The organism is Marinomonas hwangdonensis (genome assembly GCF_003721245.1).
Classification (GTDB): domain Bacteria; phylum Pseudomonadota; class Gammaproteobacteria; order Pseudomonadales; family Marinomonadaceae; genus Marinomonas; species Marinomonas hwangdonensis.
Genome location: NZ_RIZG01000003.1, coordinates 514,066 through 539,763 on the forward strand (window position 1 = coordinate 514,066; position 25,698 = coordinate 539,763).

19 protein-coding genes and 1 tRNA gene are annotated in these 25,698 nt (G+C 45.5%); 15 read left to right on the forward strand and 5 right to left on the reverse strand.

Annotated features, from left to right (window positions below; genetic code table 11):
* Nucleotides 1-6 precede the first annotated feature (6 nt).
* The 4 genes from gshB to metK all read right to left on the reverse strand — a co-directional run bounded on the left by gshB (nucleotide 7) and on the right by metK (nucleotide 4,784).
* Nucleotides 7-954, reverse strand: a complete 948-nt coding sequence (gene gshB / locus EBI00_RS07875; protein WP_123095363.1) for a glutathione synthase — start codon at nucleotides 952-954, stop codon at nucleotides 7-9.
* Between the two features lie 150 nt (nucleotides 955-1,104).
* A complete protein-coding gene (locus EBI00_RS07880) occupies nucleotides 1,105-2,631 on the reverse strand; it encodes a TolC family outer membrane protein (RefSeq protein WP_123095364.1) in 1,527 nt (508 codons plus the stop codon).
* 131 nt (nucleotides 2,632-2,762) lie between these two features.
* A complete protein-coding gene (locus EBI00_RS07885) occupies nucleotides 2,763-3,509 on the reverse strand; it encodes a 16S rRNA (uracil(1498)-N(3))-methyltransferase (protein ID WP_123095365.1) in 747 nt (248 codons plus the stop codon).
* A 111-nt stretch (nucleotides 3,510-3,620) separates the two neighbouring features.
* On the reverse strand, nucleotides 3,621-4,784 hold the full coding sequence (gene metK / locus EBI00_RS07890) for a methionine adenosyltransferase (RefSeq protein ID WP_123095366.1): 1,164 nt from the start codon (nucleotides 4,782-4,784) through the stop codon (nucleotides 3,621-3,623).
* A 384-nt stretch (nucleotides 4,785-5,168) separates the two neighbouring features.
* Here metK and tkt point away from each other — a divergent pair, with 384 nt between their 5' ends.
* The 11 genes from tkt to serA all read left to right on the forward strand — a co-directional run bounded on the left by tkt (nucleotide 5,169) and on the right by serA (nucleotide 19,240).
* Entirely contained in the window at nucleotides 5,169-7,169 is a 2,001-nt protein-coding gene (tkt, locus tag EBI00_RS07895; RefSeq protein WP_123095367.1) for a transketolase, read from the forward strand.
* Nucleotides 7,170-7,280: 111 nt separating this feature from the next.
* Entirely contained in the window at nucleotides 7,281-8,303 is a 1,023-nt protein-coding gene (locus EBI00_RS07900; protein WP_123095368.1) for a type I glyceraldehyde-3-phosphate dehydrogenase, read from the forward strand.
* A gap of 43 nt (nucleotides 8,304-8,346) precedes the next feature.
* Nucleotides 8,347-9,510, forward strand: a complete 1,164-nt coding sequence (locus tag EBI00_RS07905; RefSeq protein ID WP_123095369.1) for a phosphoglycerate kinase — start codon at nucleotides 8,347-8,349, stop codon at nucleotides 9,508-9,510.
* A 295-nt stretch (nucleotides 9,511-9,805) separates the two neighbouring features.
* Nucleotides 9,806-10,873, forward strand: a complete 1,068-nt coding sequence (gene fba, locus EBI00_RS07910; protein ID WP_123095370.1) for a class II fructose-bisphosphate aldolase — start codon at nucleotides 9,806-9,808, stop codon at nucleotides 10,871-10,873.
* 118 nt (nucleotides 10,874-10,991) lie between these two features.
* Nucleotides 10,992-11,076: transfer RNA gene (locus EBI00_RS07915), tRNA-Leu, on the forward strand.
* Nucleotides 11,077-11,213: 137 nt separating this feature from the next.
* Nucleotides 11,214-12,329: a substrate-binding domain-containing protein gene (locus EBI00_RS07920; protein ID WP_123095371.1), complete on the forward strand. Its 1,116-nt coding sequence runs from the start codon at nucleotides 11,214-11,216 to the stop codon at nucleotides 12,327-12,329.
* Nucleotides 12,317-14,923, forward strand: a complete 2,607-nt coding sequence (locus EBI00_RS07925; protein WP_123095372.1) for a LuxQ periplasmic sensor domain-containing protein — start codon at nucleotides 12,317-12,319, stop codon at nucleotides 14,921-14,923. The genes EBI00_RS07920 and EBI00_RS07925 overlap by 13 nt, the downstream gene beginning before the upstream one ends.
* Nucleotides 14,924-14,926: 3 nt before the next feature.
* The gene (gene mtnN, locus EBI00_RS07930) at nucleotides 14,927-15,622 is read left to right on the forward strand and encodes a 5'-methylthioadenosine/S-adenosylhomocysteine nucleosidase (protein WP_123095373.1); all 696 of its coding nucleotides are present in this window, start codon (nucleotides 14,927-14,929) and stop codon (nucleotides 15,620-15,622) included.
* 4 nt (nucleotides 15,623-15,626) lie between these two features.
* Nucleotides 15,627-16,610, forward strand: coding sequence for a hypothetical protein (locus EBI00_RS07935; RefSeq protein ID WP_123095374.1), 984 nt, complete (start codon nucleotides 15,627-15,629; stop codon nucleotides 16,608-16,610).
* Nucleotides 16,611-16,748: 138 nt separating this feature from the next.
* Nucleotides 16,749-17,852 (forward strand): tRNA (uridine(54)-C5)-methyltransferase TrmA, encoded by a 1,104-nt coding sequence (gene trmA, locus EBI00_RS07940; protein WP_123095375.1) that lies wholly within the window; start codon nucleotides 16,749-16,751, stop codon nucleotides 17,850-17,852.
* A 158-nt stretch (nucleotides 17,853-18,010) separates the two neighbouring features.
* Nucleotides 18,011-19,240, forward strand: a complete 1,230-nt coding sequence (gene serA / locus EBI00_RS07945; protein WP_123095376.1) for a phosphoglycerate dehydrogenase — start codon at nucleotides 18,011-18,013, stop codon at nucleotides 19,238-19,240.
* A 72-nt stretch (nucleotides 19,241-19,312) separates the two neighbouring features.
* Here the strand turns inward: serA and EBI00_RS07950 are convergent, their stop codons facing one another.
* The gene (locus tag EBI00_RS07950) at nucleotides 19,313-21,280 is read right to left on the reverse strand and encodes a methyl-accepting chemotaxis protein (protein ID WP_241556981.1); all 1,968 of its coding nucleotides are present in this window, start codon (nucleotides 21,278-21,280) and stop codon (nucleotides 19,313-19,315) included.
* Between the two features lie 310 nt (nucleotides 21,281-21,590).
* On the opposite strand from EBI00_RS07950, the gene EBI00_RS07955 reads away from it, so the two are divergent.
* The 4 genes from EBI00_RS07955 (at nucleotide 21,591) to EBI00_RS07970 (ending at nucleotide 25,529) form a co-directional block, all read left to right on the forward strand.
* Nucleotides 21,591-22,703: an extracellular solute-binding protein gene (locus EBI00_RS07955; protein ID WP_123095377.1), complete on the forward strand. Its 1,113-nt coding sequence runs from the start codon at nucleotides 21,591-21,593 to the stop codon at nucleotides 22,701-22,703.
* Between the two features lie 69 nt (nucleotides 22,704-22,772).
* On the forward strand, nucleotides 22,773-23,855 hold the full coding sequence (locus tag EBI00_RS07960; RefSeq protein ID WP_123095378.1) for an ABC transporter ATP-binding protein: 1,083 nt from the start codon (nucleotides 22,773-22,775) through the stop codon (nucleotides 23,853-23,855).
* Complete coding sequence (locus EBI00_RS07965; protein ID WP_123095379.1) at nucleotides 23,848-24,735, forward strand: ABC transporter permease; 888 nt, start codon at nucleotides 23,848-23,850, stop codon at nucleotides 24,733-24,735. The genes EBI00_RS07960 and EBI00_RS07965 overlap by 8 nt, the downstream gene beginning before the upstream one ends.
* Complete coding sequence (locus EBI00_RS07970; protein ID WP_123095380.1) at nucleotides 24,732-25,529, forward strand: ABC transporter permease; 798 nt, start codon at nucleotides 24,732-24,734, stop codon at nucleotides 25,527-25,529. The genes EBI00_RS07965 and EBI00_RS07970 overlap by 4 nt, the downstream gene beginning before the upstream one ends.
* Nucleotides 25,530-25,698: the final 169 nt, after the last annotated feature.

The window sequence follows — 25,698 nt, forward strand, 5'->3', positions numbered from 1 at the left end:
GTGATGTTACTGAAGACGCTTTTCGATGGCTTCAATCAGTGTCATGGCGATATTAAGATCAAATTGAGTGTCCAGCTCACGCACACACGTAGGGCTGGTAACATTGATTTCAGTGAGATAATCACCGATGACATCCAAGCCGACAAACATGAGGCCTTTTTCTTTGAGGGAGGGAATGACTTGCTCACAAATCCAATAATCACGCTCTGTTAATGGTCTACCTTCTCCGCGTCCACCTGCCGCCAAGTTACCTCGTGTTTCCCCTGATGAGGGGATACGCGCTAATGCGAAGGGGATGGGTTCACCATTGACCACCAGTATGCGTTTGTCACCATCTTTGATTTCAGGGATGTATTTTTGTGCCATTATTTGTTCCACCCCCATGTTGGTAAGCGTTTCAATAATCACACTGATGTTGGAGTCATCCGGTTTGATGCGGAAAATCGAGCTTCCGCCCATGCCGTCCAGAGGTTTAAAGATCACATCACCATGTTCTTTGTGGAAGCGTTTCAATAAATCGGCACGTCGGGTAACTAAAACAGGCGGGCAACATTGTGGAAACTGAGTCGCAAACAGTTTTTCGTTGCAGTCACGCAGACTTTTTGGATCATTCACCACGAGAGCGCCTTCTTTTTGCGCTTGTTCAAGGATCATGGTGCTGTATACGAACTCACTGTCAAATGGTGGGTCTTTACGCATTAGAATCACATCTAATTCACCCAATGCCATTTTGAATTCTTCGCCTAAATCATAAAAATGACTAGGGTCTTTATAGACGGTTAGCGGTCGAACCATGGCATAGGCTTTACCATTGTCTAAAAATAAATCTTTTTGTTCCATGTAGATAAGTTGCCAGCCTTTATCGGCCGCAGCCCACAACATAGCTAAAGACGTGTCTTTTTTGTAATTTATGGAGGCGATGGGGTCCATAACAATGCCGAGTTTGATGGTCATAGGTAATCCTGAAGCGAAAGTAAGCGCGTTAGTCGTCAATTATTCTTGTTGATGCTATAGAAATATGGGGGCGCTGAGAAGAAAAAACAGTGGTGCTTGGTATGTCATCGTACAAAAAAGTACGACGACATACCCACAAGGTGCCAGTAATTACCAACTCCCCGTACTTTCATCCGCTTCTAGGAAGAGTTCGTCTTCCTGTATAGTAGAGCGACCGTTTGCCGGAGTGGTAGGAGCCGATGTAGACGAGTCTAACGTATTGCCTTGGGGAGGTTGCAAGGTATTTTCCAGAGCGCGCTCCGCGTTTTCTAGTTCTTGCGTCGCACTTGGGCTCGTTTCAGGTGCGGTGACTGGAGTTTCGAACTCATCATTGAACCCCAGCAGTTGTGGTCGATAAATACGAAAAGCTCGCATTAACTCACCCTTCGCGTTGAACAAGCGAAACTCTGAGAACAAACCGTCATAGTCTGCATTGACGTAGTCTTGGCGAGCTTGGAAGAGTTCATTCTCACTGTCCAAGACGTCGAGTAGGGTACGGCGGCCAAGTCGAAACTGTTTTTCGTAAGCGACTTGAGACTCTTTTGTAGCGATAACATGTTGTCGAATGTAGTTCTTTTGACCTGTTGTGGCTTCAAAAGCTGCCCAAGCTAGACGAACAGTGAGCTCAGTATCTCGAATGGTCTTACGACGTATTTCTGAAGCTTGAACGCTTTGTTGGACTGCGACAGCTTTTTGACGCTGCTGAGAGCCACCGCTGTATAGATTGTAGTTGAGGCGAACCATGGCCAAAAGATCTTCACTCGGACCTTCTGTGCCGTCTAAATTGTTGTTCCAAGTACGTTCAAGAGTGAAGTTAACGGTTGGGTATTTGCCTGAGTCAGCGATTTTTTCAAGACTTTTAGTGGCAGACACATCCCAGTACGCGCCCTCGATGGCAGGGTTTTTTTCTAATGATTCACGAATGGCCATTTCTAGGTTTTGAGGCAAAAGGGCTCTATCGGGAACCGGATAAATCATGTTCTTAGGTGGTAGTTCGCCCACGATATTAAGAAAGTTACTTTCTGCGTCTCTTAAGTTGTTTACCGCCGCCAAATGATTGGCGTTTGCCTTTGCAAGCCGAGCCGATATTTGACTAAGATCAGATTGCGCCCCAAGCCCCGAGTCTGTTTTTAATTTAATTTGCCCGTAAATACGCTCGTGAGTATCTAAATTGCGTTCGGCTAAACCCACCAGCTCACGGTATCTTAAGACGTTAGCGAATACTTGGGCCACGTCAAGAGCGGTATTTTCAACGGAGATAAGTGCATTCCAGCGACTTGCTTCTGTCTCGCTGTATAAACGTTCCACTTCGCTTTCATTGGCAAAGCCTCTAAAAATAGGCTGTGTCAGAGAGAGTGTTAATTCACGGCGAGCAAGGGTGGTGTCGGCTGAACTGTCTCCGTATGTGGTTTCTTGGCCAAGTCCTGCAGACAGGTCGACGCTAGGATAATAACCAGTGCGGCGCGCCAGCTCTGTGTTCTCTTTGTTTTCTCGATATTGTCCAATCGCCTGCCGAACGGTGGGACTATTTTCGATGGCGATGTAAGTGGCTTCTTCCAGCGTGATGGCTTGCACCGCTGTTGAGAGAAGAGATATTCCTGTACAAAGCAGGAAAACCATACTTTTTCGATAAAACATGCGTTCCACTTTCCTTTAAATGCGACGTCTAAATATTACAGCGAATAGATCACTGGATATGTTGTCTTTCTGTGAGAAATCAGCCTTTTATCGGCAAATTCTAAAGGTGACAGATTACCAGCTTAGCATGGCTATATGTCACCCCATAATGCGTTAATCACGCTCAGTGCGACCACCGGAGCGGTTTCCGTACGCAGTACTCTAGGCCCTAATGTAATCGCATTAAATCCTGATTTTTCAGCAAGTTGCACTTCTTTTTCTGCGAGTCCGCCTTCTGGCCCGATTAACAAGGCAATACGGTTATGGGTTGGTTGTTCAAACTGACCAATGGGCTTTGCACTGTGGTGGTGTAAGGTGAATTTTAACATTTCGTTACAATTCACCACCCAATCTTTTAACTCCAGAGGAGGATAGACGATTGGAACTACGGCACGTCCACATTGTTCTGCGGCGCTGATAGCTACTTGTTGCCAATGCTGTTGACGTTTTTCTGCACGGCTGTCGTGTAATTTGACCTCGCAGCGCTCACTGAAAAGCGGCTGTATGGCATAAACCCCCGTTTCGACGGATTTTTGAATCGCATAGTCCATGCGCTCGCCGCGGGACAAGGTTTGGCCTATGGTGACTTGAATCGGGGATTCATTATCTAACGCTTCAAAGTCGGTAATCTGGACGGTAGCAGAACGTTTTTCGACATCACACAGAGTGGCGTTAAATTGACCGACTTGACCGTTAAGCGCTCGGCCATTAAACACACGAATAGGATGCTCTGACTTTAGACGCAGCACCTTGCATAAATGCTGGAATGCTGAGTCTGGCAAGGTAAGAGTGGTATTCTCATTGAGTTCTGTGTCGATAAAAATTCGTGGAATACGCATGCGTGTCTTTTGGTTCCTAATGTTTAAAAAGAGACATAAAAAAAGCCTTCTTTGTATGTCTCTTTAGAAAAGTAATACATAAGAAGGCTTTTATAACGGAAAATCAGAAAATTATAAACCAGCGGCTTTGCGTAATGCGTCGGCTTTGTCGGTTTTTTCCCAAGTGAAGTTTTCCCCTTCACGGCCGAAGTGGCCGTATGCCGCGGTTGGTAGATAAATTGGGCGCTTCAGATCGAGCATTTTGATTAAGCCGGCTGGACGCAATTCAAAGTGTTCACGAACGAGTTGTGAAATCACCGCGTCGCTTACTTTACCGGTACCGAAGGTATTGATACTGATAGAGGTTGGCTCAGCCACACCGATGGCGTAAGAGATTTGAATCTCACATTTATCAGCAAGGCCTGCGGCAACGATGTTTTTCGCGACATAACGACCCGCGTAAGCGGCAGAACGGTCAACTTTGGATGGATCTTTACCAGAGAAAGCACCACCGCCGTGACGTGCCATGCCACCGTAAGTATCAACGATTATTTTACGGCCAGTTAGACCACAATCGCCAACCGGGCCGCCAATGATGAACTGGCCTGTTGGGTTGATGAAGTATTTAGTGTCTTTCGATAACCATTCAGCAGGAAGAACTGGCTTGATAATCTCTTCCATAACGGCTTCACGAAGGTCCGCTTGTTTTACCGACGCGCTATGTTGTGTTGAAAGAACCACGGCATCGATAGCACAGGGCTTGCCGTTGTCGTCGTAGCGGAAGGTAACTTGGCTTTTTGCGTCTGGACGAAGAAAATCAAGCGTGCCGTTTTTACGGACTTCCGCTTGGCGTTGAACCAAACGGTGTGCGTAAGTGATTGGCGCAGGCATTAATACGTCTGTTTCGTTAGTCGCAAAACCAAACATCAAGCCTTGGTCGCCAGCCCCTTGTTCGTGCTCGCCCGCTTCATCAACACCTACAGCGATATCAGCAGACTGTTTACCGATGGCGTTCATTACGGCGCAAGATTCCCAGTCGAAACCCATGTCTGAGCTGTTATAGCCGATTTCACGAATAACGCCACGAGCGATTTCTTCAATGTCGACCCATGCGTTAGTACGAACTTCACCAGCAACTAAAACCATACCTGTTTTTACTAGGGTTTCGCAGGCAACACGTGCTTCTGGGTCTTCTGCCAAGATGGCATCAAGGATGGCGTCGGAAACTTGGTCCGCTATTTTATCTGGATGACCTTCAGAAACGGATTCTGACGTAAATAAAGAATATTCTGACATGTTTAGTGCCTCTATCAAAAATGATGGATAAGCGCTAAATAGGTATAAAAAAACCCGCTTAGCAATGTTTGTATTTCAAAAAAAGCTAAACAGGTCATATTGCTTCTGTTTAGCTGAATTTATATAGCGTCCGCAAGCCGAAACAAATCGACGCTGTTAGTGGCGAGAATAATGAACTAGAGCTGTTTAAATATCAACCCGATCTGTGGATTTTAATGAGGCAAAGAGCGATTTTTTTGTTACGATGGGGCAGATTTTTATGTGATTTCATTTTCTTTGCCCAATGTTTGGGCGTTACGGTGGTGCCAGCATTGCAAGGTGGCTCTATCCTGTAGAGAATGTCCTTTCTATTTTGTTCGTTAAGCTATCAGGAGTGGAATAACCATGCCGTCTCGTAAACAACTTGCTAACGCCATACGTGCATTGAGTATGGATGCCGTACAAAAAGCTAACTCAGGCCACCCAGGTGCGCCAATGGGTATGGCGGATATCGCTGAAGTGCTATGGAATGACTTTCTAAAGCACAACCCAAATAATTCAAAATGGGTGGATCGCGACCGTTTCGTGTTGTCTAACGGCCATGGCTCTATGCTGATTTATTCTTTATTGCATTTGTCTGGTTATCAGTTACCAATCGAAGAGTTAAAGCAATTCCGTCAGCTGCATTCTAAAACACCTGGTCATCCAGAATACGGTTACACCGATGGCGTAGAAACCACAACGGGTCCATTGGGCGCGGGTATCAGTAACGCGGTAGGTATGGCGATTGCTGAGAAAACGCTAGCAGCACAGTTTAACCGTGAAGGTCATAACATCGTTGATCACAATACTTACTGCTTCCTGGGTGATGGCTGCTTGATGGAAGGTATTTCTCACGAAGCATCTTCTCTAGCGGGTACCTTGGGTTTAGGTAAATTGGTTGCTTTTTGGGATGACAACGGTATTTCTATCGACGGTCATGTTGAAGGTTGGTTTACAGACAATACCCCACAGCGTTTTGAAGCTTACGGCTGGCACGTTATTGCTGACGTAGATGGACACGATCCAGAAGCGATTAAAGCGGCAATTGAAGCTGCAAAAGCAGAAACCACTAAACCAACATTGATCTGTTGCAAGACGATTATTGGTTTTGGATCGCCTAATAAATCTGGCAGCCACGACTGTCACGGTGCGCCATTGGGTGATGCCGAGATCGCGGCGGCCCGTGAATTCTTGGGTTGGTCTTATGCTCCTTTTGAAATTCCTGCTGATATTTACTCTGGCTGGGATGCAAAAGAAGCGGGGGCAGCACGTGAAACTCAGTGGAATGCTCAGTTCGAAGCCTATAAAACCGCTTACCCAGAGTTGGCGGCAGAGTTTGAACGTCGCGTGATGAAAGGCGAATTGCCGGCCGATTTCGAAGCGAAAACGCAAGCTTTCATCCAAGAGAGCCAAGATAAAGGCGAGAGCATTGCCAGCCGTAAAGCGTCTCAAAATGCGATTGGTTTCTTTGGTGCTATGTTGCCAGAATTACTAGGCGGCTCTGCGGATCTTGCGGGTTCTAACTTGACGTTATGGTCTGGTTCGAAAGGCATTCAAGACGACCCAGCGGGTAACTATGTTTACTACGGCGTACGTGAATTTGGTATGAGTGGCATCATGAACGGTGCGTCTTTGCATGGTGGTTTTATCAACTACGGTGCAACCTTCATGATGTTTATGGAATACGCGCGTAACGCAGTACGTATGTCGGCGTTAATGGGCATTCAAAACATTTTTGTTTACACCCATGATTCGATTGGTCAAGGGGAAGACGGCCCAACTCACCAGCCAGTAGAACAGCTTGCTAACCTGCGTATGACACCAAACATGTCGGTGTGGCGTCCCTGTGATGCTGCGGAAACAGCGGTGGCTTGGAAAGCGGCGATTGAGCGACGCGATGGCCCAACGTCTTTGGTTTTCTCTCGTCAAGGATTGCCAGCGCAAGCGCGCAATGCGGAGCAGTTAGCGAACGTGGCGAAAGGCGGTTATGTGTTACAGGATTGCGCTGGTACACCAGACCTTATTCTGATCGCCACCGGTTCTGAAGTGAGCCTGGCCATTGAGTCTGCTAAGGCACTTACAGAGACTGGGAAAAAAGTGCGCGTAGTGTCTATGCCATCAACGAACGTGTTTGAAGCGCAAGATGCGGCTTATAAAGCGTCTGTATTGCCAAGTACTGTGACGAAGCGTGTGGCCATCGAAGCGGCTCATGAAGATTACTGGTACAAGTACGTTGGTTTTGACGGCGCTATGGTGGGCATGACGACCTTTGGTGAGTCTGCACCGGGTGGCGACCTGCTGAAGCACTTTGGCTTTACGGTAGACAAAGTGGTTGCGACAGCAGAGAAAATCCTAGCTGCGTAATCTCGTTGCTTGATAAGAAAAGAGGTGTATGCGTGTACGCCTCTTTTTCCTTTTATTAAGGCAAAGGGTGACGAGTTTTCGATCACTCTTTTGCGATGAAGTAGTAGGAATATGTTGCGAGTCGCTATTAATGGTTATGGTCGTATTGGTCGTTCGGTATTACGAGCGCTGTATGAAAACGACTACCGTGATCACATCCAAGTGGTTGCTATTAATGAATTGTCTGATATTGAGACAATCAGTTACCTCACGCGCTATGACACGACTCATGGCCGCTTTCCTCAACCCGTTTCCACTCAAGGCAATGCATTGCTTATCGGCGATGATGCTATTCTGTGTTTTTCTTGTGCGACACCCGACGAGCTTGATTGGTCATCTCTTAACCTAGACATGGTACTTGAGTGTTCCGGTAGCTTTTCTGGTCGAGAGGGCGCGCAAGCCTACTTAAACGCAGGTGTGCCACGATTATTGCTTTCTCAACCTGCGGCGGCGGATGTTGATGCGACGATTGTGTATGGTTTTAATCACCATGATATTCAAGCCGATCACAATATTGTCTCGGCGGCATCCTGTACGACGAATTGTTTGATTCCCGTGCTGGACATTGTGAAGCAATTTTCCGGTGTTGTGCATGGTATGACACAGACAATTCACTCGGCGATGAATGATCAGCCAGTGATTGACGGCTATCACACGAAAGACTTGCGTTTGACGCGCGCTGCTCTGAGTTCGATCATTCCTGTTGACACAGGATTGGCAAGAGGCATTACACGAATGATGCCAGAACTGGAAGGTAAAATGGGCTGTAATGCGGTACGTGTGCCGACCTTGAATGTCTCGGTTATTGATTTAGTGTTGCGCACAGAACGAGACGTTACCGCCGAGCAAATCAATGCGCAATTAGAGCAAGCTGCACATTCAAAATACGCAGGGTTAATGGGCTTTACCAAAGAAGCGCATGCGTCGGTGGATTTTAATCATGACCCGCGCTCAGTAATTATTGATAGTACGCAAACCCAAGTAATTGATCAGCGAATGGTGAAGTTATTGTGTTGGTTTGATAATGAATGGGGCTACGCTAACCGTATGTTGGATGTGGCTAAGTATTGGGCTGGTGTGATCAAACAAGCATAATTGGATTGATTCACCGAAACGTTAAATGACGAGGACATCGTACATGACTGTAATTAATATGAAAGATGTGGATCTAGCGAATAAACGTGTATTGATTCGTGAAGATCTAAACGTGCCAGTAAAAGACGGCAAAGTAACCAGTGATGCGCGTATTCGTGCTGCCTTGCCAACCATTCAGTTGGCATTAGCCGCTGGCGCGAAAGTCATGGTTATGTCTCACCTTGGACGTCCAACAGAAGGGCACTACGAGGAAGAGTACTCGCTTCAACCGGTTGCGACGCACCTTGCTGGTTTGCTAGGACAAGACGTACCGTTAGCAAAAGATTGGTTGGATGGTGTTGAGGTTGAATCTGGTCAGCTTGTTTTGGTGGAAAACGTACGTTTTAACCTTGGCGAGAAAAAAGACGACGAAGCCTTGTCTAAGAAAATGGCGGCCTTGTGTGATGTGTTCGTGATGGATGCGTTTGGAACGGCGCATCGTGCCCAAGCTTCGACTCACGGTGTAGCGAAATTTGCTCCTATCGCCTGTGCTGGACCATTGTTGTCCGCTGAGCTTGACGCATTGGAAAAAGCGTTAGCGAAACCGGCTCGTCCAATGGCGGCCATTGTGGGTGGTTCAAAAGTATCGACTAAGCTAACAGTATTGGAATCATTGTCTGATAAAGTGGATCAATTGATTGTTGGTGGTGGTATCGCGAATACTTTCTTGGCAGCCGCTGGCTTTCCAGTGGGCAAGTCTTTGTACGAAGAAGATTTGATTCCTCAGGCAAAAGCCTTGATGGCGAAAACCAGTATACCTCTGCCTGAAGACGTCGTTGTTGCTACCGTGTTCGCGCCAGATGCCGTTGCCACTGTGAAAAATGCCGCAGATGTGGGTCCTGACGACATGATTTTGGACATTGGGCCAAAAGCCGCCGCTGCGTTTGCGGCTTTACTTGAAAAATCTCAAACGATTATCTGGAATGGTCCAGTGGGCGTTTTTGAGTTTGATCAGTTCGGTGGCGGCACCAAGGCGCTTGCGATGGCGATTGCGAACAGTGAAGGCTTTTCTATTGCCGGTGGTGGCGACACGTTAGCCGCGGTTGATAAGTATGATATTGCGGATCAAGTCTCTTATATTTCGACGGGTGGTGGTGCGTTCTTGGAATTTGTTGAAGGAAAAGTGCTACCAGCGGTTGCGATGTTAGAGTCACGCGCGCAGAATTAGTGTCAAAGAATGACAAAGATCGTTCTAAAGCATTTTATATGTAATAAAAAGGCGAAAAGCCAGTTTGTGAACTCCGTTAGAGGCTAAACATCTGTTAAGTGGAAAACGGTGTTCACGAACATAGATTCAGAGAAACTAGAGAGTAATCTACTCGGTGTCAGTCGAGTATGACAATAACGATAAGGCGTAAGCCACATGACTTGTGATAAGCCACGTCATGATTAAAAAAACAGTGAGTTAAACACCATAACTCGGTCAGTGATAAAACAAGACAAATTGTCAGAGGAAATCTTTTATGCCGTTAATTAGTATGCGTCAACTGCTCGATCATGCCGCGGAACACAGTTATGGTTTGCCTGCCTTCAATGTGAATAACATGGAGCAAGTGAAAGCCATTATGGAAGCTGCGAATGAAGTGAACTCCCCTGTTATTATGCAAGCCTCTGCGGGTGCGCGTAAATACGCGGGTTCACACTTCCTGCGTCATTTGATCGCGGCTGCGATTGAAGATTATCCGCATATCCCTGTTGTAATGCATCAGGATCATGGTACGTCTCCGGCCATTTGCCAGCGCTCTATTCAGTTAGGCTTCTCATCGGTGATGATGGACGGTTCTTTGATGGCGGACGGCAAAACACCGGCTAGTTATGACTACAACGTTGATGTGACCCGTCGTACCGTTGAGTTCGCACACGCATGTGGCGTATCTGTTGAAGGTGAACTGGGTGTGCTAGGGTCGTTAGAAACGGGCCAAGCGGGCGAAGAAGATGGCGTGGGTGCTGAAGGTATATTGTCTCATGCTCAGATGCTTACGGACCCACAAGAAGCGGTTGATTTTGTGAATGCGACAGGCATCGACGCCTTGGCTGTAGCAATTGGCACAAGCCATGGTGCATATAAATTTACGCGTCCACCAACGGGCGACATTTTAGATATTGAACGTATTGCTAAAATTGTTGAGTTGCTACCAAACACTCACATTGTGTTGCATGGTTCGTCCTCTGTGCCACAAGATTGGCTGTCTATTATCAATGAGTTTGGCGGTGACATTCCTGAAACCTACGGTGTGCCTATCGACGAAATCGTCAAGGCGATCCGTTATGGCGTTCGTAAAGTCAATATTGATACGGATTTACGTTTAGCAGCAACAGGCGCGATTCGTCGCAGCTTGGCGGAACACAAGGGCAACTTTGACCCACGTAAATATTTAACGGAAAGCATCAAGGCGATGAAAGCGGTGTGTATTGACCGTTATGAAGCGTTTGGTTCAGCGGGTCAGGCTTCTCGTATTCACACTATGGATCTGGAAGAGATGGCCGTGCGTTACGAGCACGGTGAGTATTCAGGCGGTCGTGTTTTCTAAACAGCGCTATTTATGGTGGGCGATTAGAGTAAGGAAAATATTTTTGGGTTTTTTTGATAAAAAAGCGAAAAATCTATTGACCAGAGAATTCAATTACCTATAATGCTCGCCATTCCTTGCGGGAGTGGTGGAATTGGTAGACACGCTGGATTTAGGTTCCAGTGCTTCACGGCGTGAGAGTTCGAGTCTCTCCTTCCGCACCAAATTTAAAAAAGCTGACTTTATGTCAGCTTTTTTTTCGTCCAAAATTTGTGTCTGTGTCGATGCATCACGATTTTATATGTCATATAGTCCGTTAAGTTGGTTAGAATAGTCTCAACATCATGTATCGGATTCAGCAATGTTTAGACTGCGTGCCTTCATAATATGGACAGTGCTTGGGTGCTCTGTGTGTTTTGCTTCAGCATCAAGCATGACTTTGCATTTAATGGATGATAGAGAGTACGCCCAGCGAATTCCTAATCAAGGCCCCTTGTCAGAGCAGTTCACAGCTTTGGTCAGTTCTCTTCCTAATCCTATTAACATCACCCAAAATCGCCCCGTTCGAATTGCATTGATGTTGTTTGGTGATGTGCAGTCGCTTGATAATCAATCTCTCTTGTTGACATTTCGTAAGCGAATGCGGGAGCTAGGGATAGATTATCGGTTGGATGTATATGCAGTGGACGCCTTATCCGAAGTGGATTTGTCAGCCTATTACAAGGTCGCAGAGTCTCAACCAGATTACATTGTGATGACTAAGCTGGGTTTTGTTCAGCGTCGTTTCTTGGAGCGCTTTTTACGCTCTGCACGGTCGAAGGTCATTCTGTATGACTTTGCCTCTCCCTTTAAATCTTGGATGAATCACTCTCCTTTGATGTATGTGGGTTTTGATCAACAGAAAGCCACCACCATGTTGGCAAGCTACTTGGATAGGCAGTTACCTGCTGAGGCGAGTATTTCAGCGCTCGTATTGCCTTCTGGCTATTTGAGTCATGTTCGATGTCATGTATTTCTGGATGAGATGGTAAAGTTTGGGCGTTCTATTCGTCGTATTTTTGTCTTGCCTGATGACAAGCAGCAAGCATTTTTAGCCGCGCAAACACTATTAGAAGAATCACCCAGTGATTTTATTTTTACCTGCACGCAAACTATGTCAGATGGAGTGCTGTTGGCTTTACAAGAAAAATCGCAGCAGGATAAAAGTCAGCCGCTCGGACAAACCAATACCTGGGGGTTGCCAACGGACGGCATCACTCATTTAGGAGACAAAAGGATAAAAGCCAGTGTGCTTTTTATGAAAGACGATCTTTCAATTGCTGTGGCAGAAGCCATTAAGCTTGATATTGAAGGCAAGAGTATGCCTTCGTTGTACAGTGAGAGATCTGTCTTGATGCCAGCAGGTTTAGACGCAGAAAGCATTCGCTTGATGATTCAGCAGGCCTATCATTATTCGGTGGAATTATGGCGCAAGTAGAGTTGAGTTTGTATCGGCTTTTTAAGCGCCGTACCGTATTTGTATTAGCGACGGTGTTTTTGCTCATTGGCTTGTGCCTGATGTTTCTATTGGAGGTATTAAATCAGTCTTCTGTAGAGAAAAGCTTGGTGCTAAAGCATCGCATGGTTGAGCAAGCGCTCAGCAGTTACCTCGTACGAGCAGAAGGTGAAATGCGATTTATTGGTCAGAATTTGTCTTATGCAGACTATGAGCCTGACCGTGAGCTGGATATGTTGTTTAGTCACCACGATGTATTGTTTCGTGGCGGTCTTGATTTTTTCTATATTGATTGGTTAAACGCCAAGCAGTCCATGGATCCAAGAGCGAGGCTATTCACTAAAGTAGATTTCCCCCCACTATTGAAAAGGGGGCTAATCAATCGCTGGGTCCCTGTGCTGACCCAAGATGAGGCGACCTTATTGATGCGCAAGCAGCCACTTATCTCGTCAGAACGTGAAATAGTCGGCTTTTTGTACGGTTTTATTTCTTTGAATGACAATTTAACGCTCGCGAATGAGCTACTTGAAAGCGCTAGCTTGAGTTCGGTACAGATCGTTGATCTTAACAGCAACCATATTCTTTTGCAGGAAAGCCGCGTTGATGTTGATTTATCTACTTCTGTTTTGCGTTCCCGCTTGCCGTTGATATCGGCTGTGTATGCTGACTTGCAGTTGGCAATCATACAGAAGCATGGCTTTACTTCTGCGGTCGTGATGAGTTCTTTGCCTTTGTTGGCGGTGGTGTTTTTCATTATAAGTGGCGGTTATCTTGTGTTGATGCGTCTTGTTAAAGTTTCAGTGTTTGCACCTATCGAAAAAGTGATGTGTGGCGAGAGTGAGGCATTATTGCCTTTTAGTGAGCTGAGTTCGATTCAACGCCAAAGCCGTCAATATAAATCCTCGATAGAGGCAAAAGAGCGACGCTTTTCGTTACTGACAGAATCAATAGAGTGTGCGGTATTGTTTTGTAATGAAGTTGCAGAGATTGAATTGATCAATACCGAAGCTAGCACGCTTTTTCCTGAGGCTAGTCGATCTAGAACCCTGTTTGATTTCATGCCCATTCTTTGTCATCAATCAATCCAAGAGGCATTGAGGGGCGGTGTGGGTGTCACATTTGATTTAACCATCAGTAATGTGGGGTTGATTTATCAATGGAAAGCGTGCCCTTTCGAAAACGAGAGTGGCTATCGAAGCGTCTTGTTTGTTGGTCGCAATATTACGCGAGAAACGAGTTTGACCTGGCAGTTGGCTCAGCTGACTCCATTATCGTCCGCGATAGAGAAAAAAGTGGATACAGATGCGCTTTTGAGCGAGCTTAGCTATCTTTCCGTACTGCCCGGCCTGACTGATGCGAGGGCGTTACAGGGCTGGCTGCTTTTGTTAACAGAAGTTCTTCACGACATCAGTTGTGACGACAATGCTGTGTCTTACGTGCCTATGGGGGAAGTTATTCGTCAAGAAAGTTCACGTGTGATGTCGGCAATGGGAATCGAATCGAGCCGAGCATTGCTGGATTGTAATGTCGAGTCGAGCGTTAAAGTGGTTGCGGTTGACCGGAATACGAGAAATTTAATTCGTATTCTGCTGATGTCGGTGATGTCGAACGATATGGCGGAGCGTCGTTTAACGGTTGCATTTGACGGCTCAGAGTGGGAGCTAACGGCAATTAGCGATAGCGCGGTAAGGCCGCTATTTCATTGGATCATTAGGATGTTAATAGCGCCGCTGAATGGTCAGCTTAAAACGCTACAAAATCATACGCTGAAACTCAATTTTCATTTAGAAGAGCACGCCGCTATGCCGGTGGTGTCTTTGGCCAATAAGGTCGTTGCTTGGCTGGTGAATGATTATTACCGAGCGGACGTGGTGACCGAGTCACTGGCTCGTTTGGGTGTGCAGGTAATAGTGTACGCGTCAAACGATGGTTTCTTCACTCAGTCCGGTGCGATATCACAATTTGATACCGTGATGATTGGTTGTGATCAAGACGTTAAGGCGCAGTCTGATATGACTCGGGCGCTGAAGTTGAAATACCATCGCGATGATTTACCGATAGTGTGGCTAAATAGTGCGTTATTGGTCGACACAGACCCAGATGTTTTTGCGTTGCAGGGGTGTGTGTTTGATTATAGCTTGTACCAAGTGCTAGAGCGCTCTTGTGCATTAGAAAGCATGGTGACATCACAATTAAATACCCAGGGGCAGTTTTGGCTGATGATAGGCGGCAGCCGAGTAGTGAAAGCGGTTTGGTATAATGAGCTGGAGCGGTCGAATGTGACTACGCAATGGCTGACTGACTTGTCTCATTATCATGTGACTTTGTCTTATCATACGGAGACGACGGTCGTGTTGTTAGAGCCTCAACCAGCTGAATTGTTGCGTACCATCCAATCGGCTTTTCCAAAGGTGCGCTTTTTTTCGCTACAAAGGTGGTCTGAAATGCCGGATAATGTGACGCTTTTTGAGATGTCATGGCCTTACTCAGGCGATCAAATACAGGCATTTACGCAAAACGTAATGCAACAAACAATAGTGCAACAAACTGTAGCAAACGACAAAGATGGGGAGTAATAAATGAGCGTTATCGGACTAATTGGAGCCATGGACGAAGAAGTCGCCGTGATTAAATCATGGATGACGGGCGTGCGTGAAGACACTGTGGCAGGTTGCGAGTTTTTCATCGGACAGTTTGAAGGCAAAGACGTTGTGCTGTTGAAATCAGGCATAGGCAAAGTTAATGCGGCGGTTTCGACGACGTTATTATTGTCTCAATACCGGCCGGAGTATGTGATCAATATTGGTTCTGCAGGGGGCTTTGATGCCGAGTTAAACGTGGGCGATGTCGTTATTTCCGATCAAGTGGTGCATCATGACGTGGACGTTACGGCGTTTGGTTATGCGATGGGCCAAGTGCCTAATATGCCAGCAACCTACGCGGCCGATGTTGGCTTGGTAGATCAAGCTAAACAAGCATTGCAGGCCGTCACTCAAGTGCAAGCTAAAGTGGGATTGATTGGAACAGGGGACAGCTTTATGAATGATCCTGTTCGGGTTGACGCGGTACGTGCCCTTTTTCCTGAGCTGGTGGCGGTAGAGATGGAAGCGGCGGCTGTGGCCCAAGTGTGTTTTAAATTTAATACCCCTTTTGTGGTGGTTCGCTCTTTGTCTGATATCGCAGGGAAAGAGTCTCCGCAAAGTTTTGAAGAATACCTGAAGGTCGCAGCGCAGAATTCTTCGTTAATGATTCAGCAAATGCTGAAAGGCCTGTAGGTTTATGTGGCTTGGTAAGGGCCCTATCGCCGCAGTGTGCTTAGTACTCGGTGGGTGCTTACCTGTGTTGGCGGCGGAGACAAGTCTTGACGAAACGGAATCGGTCTATATCGTCAGTGAGCCGGAGCAAAAGTCATGGTGGCTCGCATCGCACGAAACGGTTTCTGAAACAATTGGTGAATGGTCGACAAGTATCGATACCTTTTTATCTGGTGCGCCAAGTCGTTATGAGCCTGAAAGTCACCTACAAATTCGCTTTGGTTCAGTATTGGGCGAAGAACAAAGCTCAGGCTTTTTTGATTTTAAGACGCGTCTTAGATTGCCAAATACTCAAGACCGCCTGCGTTTAGTCATTGAGTCTGAAAAAGACTCTCTGGCGCCTGAAAGCTTGAGAGGAGAATCTTCCCAAGATCGCAGCATTATTTCGTCTGCGCTCGCCACGAGCGTATCTGCTGCGGTGCAATACTTGCAGGAGGACATTGGTTTAGAAGTGGACTCCGGTATACGCGTAGACTTCCCACTGGATCCGTTTTTACGTATTCGCTTTAACCAAGCTGGGGACGACAAAACGTGGGGCTGGTGGCAGAGGCAAGAGGCATTTGCGTATTATTCCAGAGGTGTCGGTGTGAGCTACGGTCTCGGGTTGGTTTATCAACAAAGTGCGACACTGCGTTATGGTGTCGATGCCAGCATCACTTGGCTAGACAAAGAAGATCGCTTTTATGCGCGCGAGAATGTCTCTCTTCAGCATATTTTAAATGAAAAGAGCCGTTTAAGTTATCAGCTTAGCTTTCTGCAGTCTGGCCAGAACGATCTTGAGCCAGAAACTGTATTGTACAGCGTGCAATACGAACGTCAGGTGTATCGTGATTGGCTCATTGTGCAGGTACGGCCACAATTTACCCATGAGGCGGATAACGACTACGACAGCGAGTTTTCTTTGACCTTAGCGCTGGCTATTTTTCTTGGTCCTGATTATTTAGACTGATAAATCGATTAGAGACATAATGCAAAGAGTACGATTTTATTGGAATCGATGTGGGCTATTAGATTTGTGGACCTGAAAATCGTATAATATTGGCCTATCATTTTTTATCCCTCCTATCGCCGCAACAGAGAATATGTCATGAGACCGGATCAAATCCAACCAGAAATGTACGAAACGCAATTGCAAGAAAAGCAGGCTAAGTTAGCCGAATTAATGGCGTCTTTGTCATTGCCTGCAATGGAAGTGTTTGCGAGTCAGCCGTCTCATTATCGTATGCGAGCTGAATTCCGGATTTGGCATGATGGTGATGATTTATATTATGCGATGTTTGATTCTGCCGATCCTAGAACGCCAATTCGTACCGATCAATTTCTAGCCGCATCGAGTCTTATTAACGAGTTGATGCCAAAGCTGCTTGATGCGGTTCGAGATATTCCTGTTTTACGTTACAAGCTCTTTCAGGTGGATTTTTTAACGACGACTACCGGTGAAGCCTTGATCAGCTTACTTTATCACAAACCGATTGATGATGAATGGAATGCCGCTGTACAAGAGCTAAACGATGCCTTTCCTGCTTGCCATTTTATTGGTCGTAGCCGTAAGAAAAAGCAAATTATTACTCGCGACTTTGTCATGGAGACGCTAACGGTAAATGGCCAAAAGTTTCATTATCAACAAGTTGAAAATAGCTTCACTCAGCCTAATGCTGGCATAAGTGAAAAAATGTTGGAATGGGCGTTAGATGTAACGAAAAATGCATCTGGCGATCTGCTAGAAATGTATTGTGGTAATGGTAATTTCTCTATTCCTCTTGCCCGTCGTTTTGATCGAGTGGTCGCAACCGAAATTTCCAAAGTGTCCGTTAATTCTGCGCAGCTAAATATTGCTATTAATGGCATGCATAATGTTCAAGTGGTTAAAATGGCCAGTGAAGATGTGTCTTCTGCCTTGAATGGCGACGTCGAGTTGCCTAAGAGCTTGGTTCAGGCTGGCGTTAGCGAATTGACTCCTTCTGTAGTTTTGGTCGATCCACCACGATCGGGTCTAGATGATGCGACGGTTGAATTGATTCGTAAGATAGATTTTATCCTTTATATTTCTTGTAATCCTGAAACGTTGAAAGCAAATTTAGAAGCCCTATCGAGCACCCATGAAGTCGTTCGATATGCCATGTTTGATCAATTTCCCTACACGCATCATGTAGAAACAGGCGTGTACTTACAAAGAAAAGTGTCCGCTTAACCGCGTGATGCCAGAATATTTATCCTGCGCTGAGACAGTAATGAGCGTTGTTCTTCTTTCAATGAATGACATTCCTGTCGCAGCGATAGGCTAACCATTATTATGTGTTAAGATAGCCGTACTTTTTCCCCCACCACCATAGAGAAGTCGAACGAGCCATGAGTAATAACTCACTAGACAAAGACAAAATTAAAATCTTGTTATTAGAAGGCGTTCATCAGTCCGCATTGGATGCTTTGCATGACGCAGGTTATACCAACATTGAGTACCATAAAACGGCGCTAGCAGAGGATGAGCTGATTGAGAAAATCTCAGAAGCGCATTTTATTGGCATTCGATCGCGCACTCAATTAACTGAAAAGGTGCTAGAGCATGCCAATAAATTGGTTGCTATAGGCTGTTTTTGTATCGGTACTAACCAAGTCGACTTGGATGCGGCGAGTGCCAAGGGCATTGTCGTATTTAATGCACCTTACTCGAATACTCGCAGTGTGGCAGAGCTGGTTCTTGGCCAACTTATTTTATTGCTTCGAGGCATCCCAGCGAAAAACGCGGCCTGCCATCGTGGTGGTTGGATCAAATCTGCTGTGGGTTCGTACGAAACTCGAGGCAAGCGCTTGGGCATTATCGGCTACGGCAGTATTGGTACTCAATTGAGCGTATTGGCTGAGTCGTTAGGCATGGAAGTCTGCTTTTACGATATCGTCACCAAATTGCCCTTGGGTAATGCGCGCCAAATTAAAAGTCTAAAAGAGTTGCTGTCAACCAGCGATATCATCAGTTTGCATGTGCCTGAAACCAATTCAACTAAATTGATGATAGGTGCGAAAGAAGTCTCTCAAATGAAGAAAGGTTCCATCTTCATTAACGCGTCACGTGGTACGGTTGCAGATCTTGACGCCGTGGCAGAAGCCATTAAGTCTGGAAATTTAGGTGGCGCAGCCGTCGACGTATTCCCTGTTGAGCCTAAAGGCAACGACGAAGAGTTCGTATCGCCACTTCGTGGTTTAGACAATGTGATTCTAACGCCTCATATCGGCGGTAGCACAATGGAAGCGCAAGAAAACATTGGTATTGAAGTGGCTGAGAAGCTGATTAAATACTCAGATGTTGGTACGACGACGGCAGCGGTTAACTTCCCAGAAGTGGCATTGCCTGCGCAAGCAGACAATCATCGTATTTTGCACATTCATGAAAACCGTCCTGGTGTCTTGTCTAAGATTAACGCTATTTTCTCTGAGAATAACATTAACATCACTGGCCAGTACCTTCGTACCACAGAGAAGTTGGGGTATATGGTAATGGACGTGGATGCCGAAGAAGGTGAATTAGCGCTAGAAAAAGTCAAAGAAGTGGATGGCACGGTAAAAGCACGCGTACTGTTCTAACGCGTCTTGATGTAAGTGACAATAAAAAAATCCAGCTTCGGCTGGATTTTTTTATTGTCAAAATTGTCTGTTTTATTTGATGCCCAGTGTTGTTGTGATGTCTTGGATTTTTTGTTGGATGCTTTTTGTTACATCTAACATGAAGGCTTCCGATTCGTTGGCTTGTTCACGGACTTTGACAACCGCGGCATTGAGCTTATTCATGCCCAATTTTTGTTCCGCCGCATAGCCAGTGGCTTTCTTCGCCAAGTGTGTCGATTGTTTCGACTTTTCCAGAATATCCTGAGCAGATTGACCAAGCGCTTGTGTCAGGCTTATCTGATCGGTTGAGGCGTTTTCGATCAGTTCTAAGTTTTTCTTCAACTGGCCTGTGGCGGTTGTGAGTAGTGAAAAAATCTCCGTAATTTCTTCTAAAGATTGTTGGGTGCGATTGGATAAGCTACGCACCTCCGAGGCGACAACGGCAAAGCCTCTTCCATGTTCTCCTGCCCGAGCGGCTTCAATCGCCGCGTTCAAAGCCAATAGATTAGTTTGCTCAGAAATGTCTTTTATACCGCTGACAATCGAAGAAGCGTTTGACACTGACGACTCTAGATTAATCAGTGCGCTTTGGCTGTTGGTGAGTCGCTCGACAGTCGTTTGGTTGGCAATCGCCAAAGACGCAGCTTGACCGACACTGTGGGTCATGGCGGTATTGGTCTCTGAGGCATAGCTGGCCACTTCTTGTGCTCTTACTTCCGCTTTGCTTGCGAGTGTTTCAACTTGATTCGACAAGGTTAGCGTCCCGTCGAGCTCTTGTTTTGACGCCATACTCAGGTCGTGCACCTGGCCAAAGGCGGTCAACATGTCGTTTAAAGAAACCGATATGTTGTTGAGCTCTGTGTCTCTCTGTTGGCGCTGTTGTGCGATTTGTTCTAAATAACGATTGAGGTAATGTGCGACATCAGACAGCTCGTTTTTGTTCTTACTCACTGTTAACGTGTTAATACTTTGGTGTTCGACTAGGTCTCTCACTGCAGAATACAAATCCTTGGCGCTTTTAACGACGACCCGATTTTGAAAGACATGCACAGTAATCGTTGTGAACACCATGAGTATAACGAAGACGGAAAACGCCAGTAGTGTCTGTTGCTGAGTGGCTTCCGCGCTTTCTTGTATGCTTTGCGTGCCTAGTTTCAATGTGGTTTCGAGTTGGCTAATTAAGGTGCGTACTTTCGCTTGTGCCGCAATGGCTTGTTGTATGTTGTTAAGGCTGATTTCTACGTCTTTTAGATATCGGTTGGACCAAGAGTGCAGTTCGATTTTGACATCTTCCAAAGGATCTTCTTGGGCGCTGCTCTCTGTGTTTGACCAGCCCATTAAAGAAGACAAATCATCCGCGGTACTGGTATTGCCAGTACCCTCTAAGACGAGAATAGGGAGCGCATTTAAATCGACTAGGTGCGACTGGAATGTTTCTATCGCTTGCTTTAACAATGTCTGGTTTTGCGGTGTGCTATTTGCCAAGTAGTCATCTTTTGCGGTGTTTATATTGGCAAGACCTGAAAACAGGCGGGCTTGAGTTAATAGATAGGGGGCCGCGGTTTGGGCGCTGTTGTCATCTAAAAAGCGCTGTACCTTTTGTTCTAAATCGTTCAGTGAGAGCAGCATTTGGCGTGCGTTGTTGTCAATCAGTGCAAAGGGGTCGCCGGACAGCTTACCAGCAGCGCGAATGTCGGATTGTAGGCTGGTTTCAATCTCGAGTAGTTGTGCGTTGATCGGTTCGCTTATGTCGCTCGGTAGGGTGTTAAGTGCAGGGCGAATGGTGGTATCTATGAACTCTTGTGTGGGTTGCAAAATAGATGCATCGCCCGTTGATAAATACTTTTCTATTTGCTGTGTTAGATCGACGGAAGCATAAGACCACACTTGTGTGTAGGTATCACTTTGTTCAAATGCACCACGGAACTTCATTAGACTCCATAGTAACAGGGCGATCAACATACCAGCAATAATGAAGTAGCTGACCGTGGTGGTGCGATTTACATTAGAGATTTTCAATTCAGCCCCTTCTATACACAAAACATTACAATGTCCGCTACTCTATGTGGGTGATGTTAAGGAAATATGACAGATGGACAGTCGAGCTCATCTTAATAACGTGATTCGCAATATGAGCTGTGAATCCCTTATTTCATGCACTATTTCTAATCTGTTGAGCGTTTCTTAACCAAAAACAGTATTGGTCATTTTTATGTCATTTTTATGTACTATTCTTAAAAGATATTAAACAAGCGTTTAATAAAATGGTAACCTCAAAAAACCATGTGTCGTTTTATACAAAAATCATAATCTCAAAAGGAGCTCGAGCATGACCCTATCACGTCGTCAATTTGTTAAAGGTGCCTCTGTTGCAGGTGCTGTTGCTGCTACCCCATTTTCCATTAATAGAGCCATTGCGGCGAATAAAGAGCTGCGTATTTATGCGTGGGCTGGTTATATCACCGATGAAATGCTGGCAGATTTTAAAGCTAAGACGGGTATCAACGCGACGTTTACGCCTTATGGTACAAACGATGAGTTAATGAACTCTTTGCGTGCTACAGATGGCACCGGCTTTGATATTATTATGCCAACGGTGGATCGTGTGCCCGGTTACGTGGATTACGAGTTAGTTCAGCCACTGGATGTAAAAAGAATCAACTGGGATGGCTGTTTAGACAGTGCTTTGGCTGGATCTGATGTGGGTGGTGTTGTAAACGGTAAACGCTATTTTGCGCCTTCTGATTGGGGTACAGAAGCGATTGCTTACCACAAAGAATATGCAAAAGTTGATCCAAAGAATTTGAGCTACGGTGATTTGTGGACACCTGAAAATGCGGGTGGCGTTACGGTGCGTGGCCATTCAGCTCTGGTGGGTATTGGTTTGTGGTTAGAAAAAGCAGGTAAGTTACCTTATCCTTTGCTTGAATCGTATCGAAGCGAAAAAGCCATGCGTGCTAATTTTGATGTTATTGTCAAAGTTGCTGCTGAAAACAAGAGTGCGATTGCGCAATTTTGGTCAACTGAAAACGAAGCTCAGGGTGCTTTTCGTACAAATGGCGCGATTATTGGTCAAACGTGGGACAGCACAGCGTTTAAATTGCAGTCTGAAGGTGAACCGATTGCGTATGGTTCTCCAAAAGAAGGCGCGCTGGCTTGGATGGAAGGTTTCGTTATTCCTAAAAATGCGAATAATGTGGATTCGGTTTACGAGTTCATTAACTGGTACTACACGCCAGAGGCCGGTGCCATGTTCGTAAAAGCAACAGGTTACAACTCTACTTCAAAGGGAGCCGATGCTTTATTACCACCGGAAACAAAAAAATTCTTCCAAGAGTCATACACTGAAGAAGACTTAGCGAATCTTTGGTGGTGGCCTATTCAAGAACCTTGGTATGTTGCGCTACGCAACGAATATCAAGACCGTTACTTGTCCGCATAATAACCAAAGCCCCTTATGCTGTTCGGCACAAGGGGCTTTTTTGTATAAAAAAATAGATCGAGAGAAAATATGGATAGCAGTGTTCACTTAGACAATACCGTCATGCAGTTTGGTGATTTTACCGCCATACAAAAAACCGATTTAAAAATACAATCCGGTGAGTTTTTTAGTTTCTTAGGCCCGTCAGGTTGTGGCAAAACAACGATTTTGAATATGATCAGTGGCTTTATCGATCCAACACAGGGCGATATAAAAATTGGCGGTAAGAGTATGCGCGGCGTGCCAGCGAATAAACGCCCAACCTCGATGATTTTTCAAAACCTCGCACTATTCCCTCTGATGACAGTGGCCGAAAATATAGAATTTGGTTTAGAGGTTCGCGGTGTTTCGAAAAGTGAGCGCAAAAAAGCATCGGATAGACTGCTTGAGCTGGTGGCTTTAGAAGGCAGTGGTACCAAGCGGGTATCTGAATTGTCCGGTGGTCAAAAGCAGCGAATTGCAATTGCTCGTGCGTTGGCGGTTGAGCCACAAGTCTTGCTATTGGATGAGCCATTATCGGCATTGGACTTAAAACTTCGTCAACATATGCGCACCGAGCTGAAAGCCATCCAACGAAAAACAGGCATCACTTTTATTTATATCACTCACGATCAAGGCGAAGCGCTGACGATGTCAGATAGAGTGGCGGTTATGTCAGCGGGGCGAATTCAACAAGTAGCCGACCCTATTACTTTATATCGTGATCCTCATACGGCTTTTGTCGCGTCGTTTGTTGGCGAAAACAATGGCGTACGGGGTAAAGTAGTAGAAGCCGGTTCAGAGTATATCACGCTTGATTGTGGTCCCTTGGGTAAGTTGGTTGGACGCTCTCAGGGGCACGCAAATATTGGCGACGAAGCTACCTTGTTTGTTCGCCCAGAGCATTTTCGGTTAACGGCTGAGGACGGTATGCATACGTTGCAGGCGTCTATTAATGAAGTCAATTTTGAAGGTTCCTATCTGACACTAAACGCCAATACGTCTGCGGATCAGACTTTATCCATCCAACTTGGTACGCACCAATATTCGGACGCATTGCACAAAGGTGCGCCAGTCAGTTTGTCATACCATGAAAAAGACGCGATTGTTATCGCAGGAGCGGGTTATGTTTAATCAGCTTAAAGCGCGATTTGGCAGCGGTTTAGCGGTTGGTATCACGGGGATGATTGCTATTTGGTTGATTGGCCTAGTTATTTTACCGCAGCTTTTAATGGTGGATTATTCTTTTCGTCCTAACTTATTGCCTGCTGACATTGGTGGACCGAAGGATACGTATTCACTGACAAATTATGAAACCTTATTTAACAATCAAATACACCTGAAAATCTTTTTTAAGACTATTTGGTCTAGTGTACTTGTCACAACGCTAACACTTCTTGTGAGTTATCCCATTGCTTTTTATCTTGCAAAAGTGGCAACACCTCAAAAAGCGGCCTTGTGTTTGCTGCTATTGATTATTCCTTTCTGGATTAATGAAATTCTACGTACGTTTTCTTGGTACATTATTTTGGCCTACAAAGGGCCTTTGAATGCTCTTTTGTTGGGGTTAGGGCTGATTGATCGTCCTATTCGCTTTTTATCGGGCGACGGAGGTGTTCTTATCGGGATGGTTTATGCCTATATCCTCTTTATGATTTTCCCTATTTATAATGCCATTGAAAGTTTGGACAGTAATCAAGTAAAGGCCGCTCGCAATTTGGGCGCCGGATGGATACGAACACACTGGCGAGTGATCATACCCCATGCAAAACCAGGCATTGCAACGGGTTGCATTATGACCTTCATGTTAGCAGCAGGGAGTTATGCTGTGCCTGCGTTACTGGGTTCTCCTGGTAGTCGTTGGTTTACGCAAATTATCTATAACTGGTTCTTTGAGGGAGGGGATTGGAATCAGGGGGCCGCTTATGCCTTTCTACTACTGGTTATCTGCATTGGCTTTATCGCCTTAGTGATGCGTATCTTTAAAGTAGGTTTGGGGGACATCGCAAAATGAGATCTGACACAATTCTGCGTTGGGGTATCCGGTTTTACATTGGTGTCTTCTTTGTCTATCTATTTACACCCCTTATTATCATGGGGTTGGCGACCTTTAATGACAGTCGTTTTCCAACGGTTTCACCATGGCGAGGGTTTACCTTAAAGTGGTTCGAAGCGTTAGCGCAAGATGGTGCCATGTGGACAGCGTTATGGACCAGTATTATCGTGGCTGCCGGTGTCTTAGTCATTGCTGTGCCCGTTGGTATTTGTTGTGCGCTTTTTTTGTCCACGGTGCAAGGTAGAGGGAAGACGTTTATCTATACATTAATGATGTCACCTCTATTAACGCCTGGTGTCATTGTGGGTATATCAACGCTTATTTTTTGGAAGGGACTATCGGTAAGTGGTGGAGTATTTCTAACGGTCGTCGCTCAAACGACTTTTATTAGTGCTTATGTTATGTTGATGGTGCTTGCTCGTCTGCAGCGCTTTGATAGAACCTTAGAGAATGCAGCTTTAAGTCTTGGAGCAACTCAATGGCAAGCGTTTCGTCGTATTCTCTTGCCTTATCTGAAGCCAGCCATTTTTTCGGCGGCTGCAATCGCGTTTTTGCAGTCATTTGAAAACTATAATACAACCTTGTTTGTTAAGGGTTACGACACAACGTTGACTGTCTATATTGCTTCTAAAGTGAGAACAGGTTTAACACCAGCGGTAAATGCACTTGGTTTGGTGATGATTTCTATCACTATTTTGTTGGCGATTGTTTATGAAGTAAAACGTCGTCGAGAGCTTTCTACTAATTCATAATGAAGTAGAGAGATATTTTAAACTAAAAGGCCATTATTTGTACGAATAATGGCCTTTTTTGTGTCTTTTGATCACTTTTTAATCAGTTTTTGAAGCTAAAGCAAATAAATGTGACAAAATTATAAAAAACTTCAAAAAAAGGTTGCACAAAATCTGTAGATCCTTAATA